The organism is Streptomyces sp. NRRL B-24572 (assembly GCF_002156145.1).
Lineage (GTDB): Bacteria > Actinomycetota > Actinomycetes > Streptomycetales > Streptomycetaceae > Streptomyces > Streptomyces vietnamensis.
Map to the genome: position 1 here is coordinate 1 of NZ_MWIG01000298.1, position 2282 is coordinate 2282.

Below are 2282 nucleotides of genomic sequence, written 5' to 3' on the forward strand. Positions count from 1 at the left end.
CTTGCGCCAGTACGCCGACTACACCCTCTGGCAGCGCGAGCTCCTCGACGGCGAACACGGCGTCCGCGAAGACCAGTCGGCGTACTGGCGCAAGGTCCTGGACGGGATCCCGGCCGAGACCCGGCTGCCCGCCGACCGGCCCCGGCCCACGGAACCCAGCCACCGGGGGGCCGTGGTGACGGCCGAGGTGGACGCCCTGGTCCACAGGGCGCTCGCCGGTGTCGCCCGCAGCCGCCGCGCCACCTTCTTCATGGTCGTCCGGACCGCGCTGGCCCTCGCCCTGCGGGCGGCGGGCGCGGGCGAGGACGTGGTGGTCGGCACGGCGGTGGCGGGCCGGCCGGAGGAGGACCTGCACGCGCTCGTCGGGTTCTTCGTGAACACCCTGGCCCTGCGCACCGACATGACCGGGGACCCCACCCTCGCCGAGCTGGTGCGGCGCGTACGGGACGGGGACCTGGCGGCCTTCGCCCACGACGACCTGCCGTTCGACCTCCTCGTCGAGGACCTCAACCCCGAACGCTCCCTCGGCCGCCACCCCTTCTTCCAGGTGATGGTCAGCGCGCAGACCGCACAGGACACGGCCGTCCGCCTCGGCGGCATCTCCGGCCAGGCGGACGGCGCCGACCTCGCCGGAGCCAAGTTCGACCTCTCCTTCCACTGCGTCGAGACGCACGACACCGACGGCGAACCCGGGGGAGTGCTCCTCGGGCTGCAGTACGCGACGGACCTGTACGACGAGGACACCGCACGGATCCTGCTCGCGCTGTTCCAGCGCGCCCTGACGGCCCTCGCCGAGCAGGCCGACGACACGCCGCTGAGCGGGATCGCCCTGCTCACCGACGAAGAGCGCCGGGGACTCGACCGCCGGCACGACGCCCTCGCCCGCGCCCTCGCCGAACGGAGGACACCCGGCGACGGACGGGGAACCAGGACGGGCTCCGCGGCGGATCCCCGCGAGGAGATCGTCCGCGGCCTGTTCGCGGAGATCCTCGACCGGGACGACGTACGCCCCGGGGACAACTTCTTCAAGCTCGGCGGGCACTCCCTGCTCGCCGGCAAGCTCACCAACCGCATCCGTGGCGCCCTCGGTCTCCAGGCCGCGATCCGGGACGTCTTCCTCGCCCCCACGCCCCGGCAGCTCCTCCGTCGTCTCGACGAGCGGGGCGACGGCCCAGCACGCCCCCCGCTGCGGCCCGTCCCCGACGCGCTGCGCCCCGCACGCGTGCCCCTGTCCGCCGCGCAGCTCCGGCTCTGGTTCCTCAACCGGCTCGAAGGGCCCAGCGCCACGTACAACATTCCCGTGGTGACCCGACTGCACCGACCCGTCGATCCGGCCGTCCTGGCCGCAGCCCTGGCGGACGTCGCCGACCGGCACGAGGTGCTGCGGACCGTCTACCGGACGGCGGACGGCGAGCCGTACCAGCAGGTGTTGACCGGTGAGACGCCCGTCCTCCAGGAGGTCGGGGCCGACTGCCCGGACGCGGTGCGCGCGGCCGTCGACGCGGCCGCGGGGTACGTCTTCGACCTGGCCGCCGAGGTCCCCTTCCGGGCCTGGCTGGTGACGGACGGCGGCGGCGGGCAGACCATGGTGCTCCTCGTCCACCACATCGCGGGCGACGGCTGGTCGACGAACTGCCTCCTGGCCGACCTGGACACCGCCTACCGTGCCCGCGCCGAGGGCCGGGCTCCCGCGTGGGAGCCGCTGCCCGTCCAGTACACCGACTACACCCTCTGGCAGCACGAACTCCTCGACGGCGAGCACGGTGTCGCGGGCGAGCAACTGGCCCACTGGCGCCAGGCCCTGGACGGGCTGCCGCCGCTCCTCGCCCTGCCCACGGACCGGCCGCGCCCCGCCGAGAGCGACGGAGCCGGCGCCCTCACCGCCTTCGAGGTGAGTGCCGCCACCCACCGGGCCCTGCTGCGCGTCGCCCGGAGCAACGGCGCCACCCTCTTCATGGTCGTACAGGCCGCCCTCGCCGCCCTCCTCACCCGGCACGGCGCGGGCACCGACCTGGCGATCGGCACCACCGTCGCCGGCCGCGCGGACGACGCCCTGCACCCGCTCGTCGGCTTCTTCGTCAACACGCTGGTGCTGCGCACCGACACCTCGGGCGACCCCGACTTCACCGAACTGATGCGCCGGGTCCGCGAGTCCGGGCTCGCCGCCTACAGCCACCAGGACCTCCCCTTCGACCGCCTCGTCGAACACCTCAGCCCGCACCGCTCCGCCGCCCACGCCCCGCTCGTCCAGGTGATGCTGCAGGTGCACGCGGCGCCCACCG

The 2282-nt window shown here is 74.5% G+C and carries 1 protein-coding gene; it reads left to right on the plus strand.

Going from position 1 to position 2282, the window contains the following annotated elements:
* A partial coding sequence (locus CCN56_RS18835; protein ID WP_256962037.1) for a condensation domain-containing protein occupies positions 1-2282 on the plus strand: 2282 nt, incomplete at both ends.